Annotated in this window: 10 protein-coding genes and 1 pseudogene; 5 read left to right on the top strand and 6 right to left on the bottom strand. The window is 43.8% G+C overall.

The genetic code is table 11. The features are described 5' to 3' along the window. A pseudogene (locus tag DP117_RS33515) lies at positions 1-538 on the top strand (hypothetical protein); the annotation flags it as partial. A 109-nt stretch (positions 539-647) separates the two neighbouring features. Then, positions 648-794: a photosystem I reaction center subunit VIII gene (locus DP117_RS33510; RefSeq protein ID WP_169222476.1), complete on the top strand. Its 147-nt coding sequence runs from the start codon at positions 648-650 to the stop codon at positions 792-794. 147 nt (positions 795-941) lie between these two features. Here DP117_RS33510 and DP117_RS33505 read toward each other — a convergent pair whose 3' ends face one another. From DP117_RS33505 to DP117_RS33480, 6 genes are all read right to left on the bottom strand, one after another. After that, a complete protein-coding gene (locus DP117_RS33505) occupies positions 942-1,061 on the bottom strand; it encodes a photosystem II reaction center protein J (protein ID WP_169222475.1) in 120 nt (39 codons plus the stop codon). 78 nt (positions 1,062-1,139) lie between these two features. Continuing rightward, positions 1,140-1,259 (bottom strand): photosystem II reaction center protein L, encoded by a 120-nt coding sequence (locus DP117_RS33500; RefSeq protein WP_015209609.1) that lies wholly within the window; start codon positions 1,257-1,259, stop codon positions 1,140-1,142. A gap of 9 nt (positions 1,260-1,268) precedes the next feature. After that, the gene (gene psbF / locus DP117_RS33495) at positions 1,269-1,406 is read right to left on the bottom strand and encodes a cytochrome b559 subunit beta (protein ID WP_048868923.1); all 138 of its coding nucleotides are present in this window, start codon (positions 1,404-1,406) and stop codon (positions 1,269-1,271) included. A 12-nt stretch (positions 1,407-1,418) separates the two neighbouring features. Continuing rightward, complete coding sequence (gene psbE / locus DP117_RS33490) at positions 1,419-1,670, bottom strand: cytochrome b559 subunit alpha (RefSeq protein WP_169222474.1); 252 nt, start codon at positions 1,668-1,670, stop codon at positions 1,419-1,421. A 104-nt stretch (positions 1,671-1,774) separates the two neighbouring features. After that, complete coding sequence (locus tag DP117_RS33485) at positions 1,775-2,797, bottom strand: photosynthesis system II assembly factor Ycf48 (RefSeq protein WP_169222473.1); 1,023 nt, start codon at positions 2,795-2,797, stop codon at positions 1,775-1,777. Between the two features lie 67 nt (positions 2,798-2,864). Continuing rightward, on the bottom strand, positions 2,865-3,200 hold the full coding sequence (locus DP117_RS33480) for a rubredoxin (protein ID WP_169222472.1): 336 nt from the start codon (positions 3,198-3,200) through the stop codon (positions 2,865-2,867). A 281-nt stretch (positions 3,201-3,481) separates the two neighbouring features. Here DP117_RS33480 and ndhC point away from each other — a divergent pair, with 281 nt between their 5' ends. The 3 genes from ndhC to DP117_RS33465 are packed head-to-tail and all read left to right on the top strand — an operon-like array spanning position 3,482 to position 5,098. Further along, positions 3,482-3,844: a photosynthetic/respiratory NAD(P)H-quinone oxidoreductase subunit C gene (gene ndhC, locus DP117_RS33475; protein ID WP_169222471.1), complete on the top strand. Its 363-nt coding sequence runs from the start codon at positions 3,482-3,484 to the stop codon at positions 3,842-3,844. Next, complete coding sequence (locus DP117_RS33470) at positions 3,835-4,569, top strand: NADH dehydrogenase subunit K (RefSeq protein WP_169222470.1); 735 nt, start codon at positions 3,835-3,837, stop codon at positions 4,567-4,569. The genes ndhC and DP117_RS33470 overlap by 10 nt, the downstream gene beginning before the upstream one ends. Beyond that, a complete protein-coding gene (locus DP117_RS33465; RefSeq protein WP_169222469.1) occupies positions 4,562-5,098 on the top strand; it encodes an NAD(P)H-quinone oxidoreductase subunit J in 537 nt (178 codons plus the stop codon). The genes DP117_RS33470 and DP117_RS33465 overlap by 8 nt, the downstream gene beginning before the upstream one ends. Positions 5,099-5,173: the final 75 nt, after the last annotated feature.

Raw genomic sequence — 5,173 nt, 5'->3', positions numbered from 1 at the left:
TCTCCCCATCGCCCCTCATCCCCCCCTCCTCTTCTCTGGGTTGGTACTGGAAATTGTTGTCGATGATGACTTCGATGAAGCTGAAGCTGAGACTTTCAAAAATCAACCTTCCAAACAAGAAGAATCAATATCAGATATCTCTGTTTGTTTACCTGTGGTTGCAAAAATTACGGAATCGTTACCAGTTCCGCAACTGCATTTACCACCAGGCGAACTCATTTCCGGGAAATCTGTAAGGATACGCGTACAGTTAGCGAAAGCATTTCCTCAAGTGGTTGTGAAGTTATGGATTGAGGATTGTCAGACTCGTTGGTTGATAGATGATCCACGTTGGTTGACAAATTTACTACCTAACTCTGCTGGAGGGTTGGAAGAAGTCACTCATCTGATTGTTCCTTTTGGGTGTCTGGAAATTCGCTTAGAGGCGATCGCCCTAAACACAGTGACTCAGCAAGAAAGCGACAAAATCTCTATCCAACGAAGTGTGATTCCTCCGGGTTTACCCACCTTACAGCTAAACGAAGTTTTCGGTATCTGAATAATCTTTTTTTGAACGGTGCTGTGTTAAAAATCTTTAGATTTTGAAAAATCAAGCAGGATTTGCAGTAAGCTCATTTTGAATTGTCGTTTGATTTAATAGGAATCTTATGTACACAGCTTCACTTTTGCCTCACGTCTTCATGTACGCAGCGTCATATCTGTCTTCTATCTTCGTTCCAGTCATTGGTTGGGTTGTTCCAATCACAACATTTGCGTTTTTGTTGTTATACATTGAACGCGACGATATTGCCTAAATTCATCAACCGCTACTTAATCACATAAAAATTGAGCGCCCATCTTGTCAAGACGGGCGACTTTTTTATGCTGATAATTTCCAAAGGATTTTTCAACCAATTATCAGTTATCAGTTACCAGTTCTCAAGTAACTGATAACTGTTCATTTACATTGGAGCACCGAGTCCGGCATACGATCCATAAAAGAAAATACCGACAACGGTAATGACGCCTAAGCCTGCGATTGTCGCGACAATCCACAGAGGAATTCTACCACTTCCAGACACTGCTTTTTCTCCTCTCTTCGCTCAAAAAATTAGTGACAAAGTTAAAAAATAAGCTTCGCTCAATAGCCGTTCTTCCAGTTAGTTAAAGAAGTAACTGGAAAACAGAATACCTAGAACGAAAACGAGTAGCAGTCCCAGGTAAAGGGAAGTTCGGTTCAGTTCAACTGGCTGATTATTGGGATTAGGACTTCTTTCCATGATTTTCTCCTAACGTTGTATGAACTGCATCGCAGCGATCGCGCCCAAAAAGAATATGGTTGGGACAGCTAGAGTGTGAACTGCCAGCCATCTGACTGTAAAAATTGGATAAGTAACTGGTTGATTGACGTTATTTCCGCTAGTCATGATTGTTTCAAACTACTTTGTGTTACTAAACTCTTGTACTTGTTGTTTTGCTTCAAAACGATTATTCACAATTGGCAATTCTTGCCGTGTTTGTGTGTAATACTCATTGGGGCGAGGTGTACCAAACACATCGTATGCCAAGCCAGTGCTGACAAATAACCAACCCGCAATAAACAGTGCTGGAATGGTGATGCTGTGGATTACCCAGTAACGAACGCTCGTAACAATGTCCGAAAATGGACGCTCTCCAGTAGTACCTGACATTTATATCGCTACCTTCACAAAGATTGTTATTGAGATCATTATCCTACAAAGTTAAGAAAGAGTTACACGTCGTAACCTCTTTCTCAGAATTATAAGATGAATACTTAAGCGGCTTCTGATTTAGTTGCACCGGCAATACTGGGATTATATTTGAGTAAAACACCGCGATCGCCAATCACAAATCCCTTTTCTGGACTCAGAAAAACAATTTTGTAAAAATTAGCGGGAACATCTTCAACATCACGGTCTTTTTCCCAGGTTTTCCCACCATCGGGACTCCGCAACAAATTACCGCTACCGCCACTGATCCAAATTTCATTCGGTGTGCGATAAGCCAAATCTAGTAAGCCCCAACTGGTAGACAATTCTGGATATTGAACTTCCAACCATTCTTCTGGGTTAGCTGAGTCGCTAAATTGTATTTGTCCACCTCGTGCTAACATCCACATTTGTCCACTTTCGGTAAATCCCATATTTTCTACGCGTCGGGAACTATTTCGGTTATGGGGTACCCAAGCATTTAATCCTGGTTCCCAAGTTGAGTAGAAGTTACCCTTTGCAGAAACAGCAACATATTTGCCTTCTGGAGAACGTTCTATATTCCGAACCACACCAACGGCTTGTTCTACCTGCCCTTTCCAGTTTTTTCCGCCGTCTGTGGTTCTGTAGATTGCTCCGACATCGGTTGCTATTTCAGCTGTGTTTTCTCCGAGTGCCAAAATAGTCACGGGATTGCCTGGTAGCTTTTCACTCAGAGGAATACGAGACCAGGAACGACCTTCATCAGTGCTGTGCAAAAGTAGAGAAGGTTCTCCAGCTATCCACCCGTCTTTACCTGCAAAACTGACAGTGTTAAAACGGTACCTTTGGTCATCCAGTTTTAATTCCAGAGGCTGCCAAGTTGCACCACCGTCTTTTGTTTCCAAAAGAGTCGCATTGCTACCGACTAAGAACCCATGCTGAGGGTCATCTGTAAAAGCGATATCCAGTAGTTTAGCATCTGATGGGACAGCAATCACTTCCCAAGGATTGTAGCTAGTCGAAGGGACGTTACTACAACCAACACACATCAGGATGACCACGAACAAAGCGAGTGTTCGTTGGCAAATTTTCACAATTGGAAGCATCTGTATCTGTTAGTTTTTTTTTGTGAATTTGTGAATTTGTGTATGGGTTTGATGTCAAAAGTGCATCTTATCTTAAGCCGTAGAGGCTTATAAAAAACAAAAAGGCAAGAGCCAGAGCACCAAAAATCAGAATATTCTTTTGTCCTGGTGTGAGGGTATTAACACCTAAACCAAAGTTTAGATTTTCTTCAAAGCCGGATGCTTTGCCAGCAGGACCAATGTTTGTAAAAGCAGTCTTTTTTGCACCGCAAACTGGACAGCGCCAAGTAGAAGGTATTTCTCCAAAAGCTGTCCCTGGGGCAATGTCATGCTTGTCGTCCCCTTTCTGAGGTTCGTAAACGTAACCGCAAGAACGGCACTCATAACGGTCTGGGGCGGTTGTCGCAACAGTTTGTTCGCTCATGGCTATCGGCGTCCGTGAGAGGCAAATCTTAAATATACGTTAAAAATTATGACATAAGTGTAAGGTTTTTCTATCTTGAGCAAAAACGAATCAAATCATCTCCAGTTGTGTTTCTTGAGATTCAAAAAAGTCAAAAAGATATAATGTAAAAGAAAGTTACCCCAAAAGGTATGCCTATGGCGTTAGCCACGGCGATCGCCAGTTGTCTGCCTTCGAGTTATCCTCAAAGCAGTACTGGTCTGGTCAAACTTATTAGCACCCATTCGCGGTAGAAACTCATTGTGTTTGTTCTCAGCGGTTACGAGTATCTTTTAGGCTTCCTATTTATCTGTAGCCTAGTACCTGCCCTCGCTCTATCAGCGTCCAAGCTCCTGCGACCCAGCGGTCGCAACCCAGAACGGCGCACCACATATGAATCCGGCATGGAACCCATCGGTGGAGCCTGGATTCAGTTCAACATTCGCTACTATATGTTCGCGCTGATCTTTGTCATCTTTGATGTCGAGACTGTATTTTTGTATCCTTGGGCGGTTGCTTTCCACCGTCTTGGGCTATTGGCATTTATTGAAGCGCTAATTTTTATCGCAATTCTTGTCGTTGCCCTAGTATACGCATGGCGTAAAGGAGCTTTGGAATGGTCTTAGATACTAACATAGAGCAGCAGAAAGAAGGCATTCTCAACCCGATTTCGCGTCCTACAGTAACCCAAGAGTTATCAGAAAACGTTATTCTGACGACGGTTGATGACCTTTACAACTGGGTACGGCTTTCTAGCCTTTGGCCAATGCTGTTTGGTACCGCTTGCTGCTTTATTGAGTTTGCAGCTTTGATTGGTTCCCGATTTGATTTTGACCGCTTTGGTTTGATTCCCCGTTCTAGCCCCCGTCAAGCTGATTTAATTATTACCGCAGGCACAATTACCATGAAGATGGCACCTCAGCTTGTCCGTCTTTATGAGCAAATGCCAGAACCAAAGTACGTGATTGCTATGGGCGCTTGCACGATTACTGGCGGTATGTTCAGCGTAGATTCCCCTTCAGCTGTACGCGGAGTCGATAAACTAATTCCAGTGGACGTTTACTTACCAGGTTGTCCGCCACGTCCAGAAGCAATTATTGACGCAATTATCAAGCTGCGGAAGAAGATCGCAAATGATTCGATGCAGGAGAGGAGTCGGATTACGCAAACTCACCGCTACTACAGCACCACTCACAGCCTCAAGCCTACAGAGCAAATCCACACTGGTCAGTATTTGCGGTCTGAGTCTCGCGTCGTACCACCGAAGGAATTGACAGAGGCGATCGGTTTACCCGTCCCACCTGCTCTTTTGACTCAAAAGGTACAAAAGGAGGAAACTAACCGTGGCTGAAGAATCGAAAGAAGAATCGAAACCAGTACCAGCAGAGGAAAAGTCACTGGTTAAGGCGGGTGTAGTTTCCCAGTGGTTATCAGAAAATGGTTTTGACCACGAGTCCCTAGAAGCTGATCACGCTGGTGTAGAGGTTATTAAAGTCGAGCCAGATTTTCTGCTTCCACTTTCCACTGCACTGTATGCTTACGGGTTTAACTACCTCCAGTGTCAAGGTGGAATTGATTTGGGACCAGGACAGCAGTTGGTTAGTATGTATCACTTGATAAAAGTGAGCGATAATGCTGACCGTCCTGAGGAAGTGCGTCTCAAAGTATTCCTACCACGGGAAAATCCTAGAATCCCATCTGTGTACTGGATTTGGAAGACAGCAGATTGGCAAGAACGCGAGTCCTACGATATGTTCGGCATTGTCTACGAAGGACATCCAGACTTGAAGCGGATTTTAATGCCAGAAGATTGGGTAGGTTGGCCGTTACGTAAGGATTACGTGTCGCCTGACTTCTATGAGTTGCAGGACGCTTATTAGATCAAGCGTATCTTATCCTTAGCCCCTCTTTGCGATTTGTCGAAGAGGGGCTAGGAACTGTAACTTAATATCTAG

Origin of the sequence: Brasilonema sp. UFV-L1 (assembly GCF_012912105.1) — a bacterium.
GTDB lineage: Bacteria > Cyanobacteriota > Cyanobacteriia > Cyanobacteriales > Nostocaceae > Brasilonema.
The sequence above is the reverse complement of the archived record's forward strand: the minus strand, read 5'-3'. Positions and strand labels throughout refer to the sequence as shown.

Coding starts and splice junctions, on each gene's coding strand:
- DP117_RS33510 (WP_169222476.1), top strand. CDS start 648: ATGTACACAGCTTCACTTTTGCCTCACGTCTTCATGTACGCAGCGTCA.
- DP117_RS33500 (WP_015209609.1), bottom strand. CDS start 1,259: ATGGAAAGAAGTCCTAATCCCAATAATCAGCCAGTTGAACTGAACCGA.
- psbF (WP_048868923.1), bottom strand. CDS start 1,406: ATGACTAGCGGAAATAACGTCAATCAACCAGTTACTTATCCAATTTTT.
- psbE (WP_169222474.1), bottom strand. CDS start 1,670: ATGTCAGGTACTACTGGAGAGCGTCCATTTTCGGACATTGTTACGAGC.
- DP117_RS33485 (WP_169222473.1), bottom strand. CDS start 2,797: ATGCTTCCAATTGTGAAAATTTGCCAACGAACACTCGCTTTGTTCGTG.
- DP117_RS33480 (WP_169222472.1), bottom strand. CDS start 3,200: ATGAGCGAACAAACTGTTGCGACAACCGCCCCAGACCGTTATGAGTGC.
- DP117_RS33470 (WP_169222470.1), top strand. CDS start 3,835: ATGGTCTTAGATACTAACATAGAGCAGCAGAAAGAAGGCATTCTCAAC.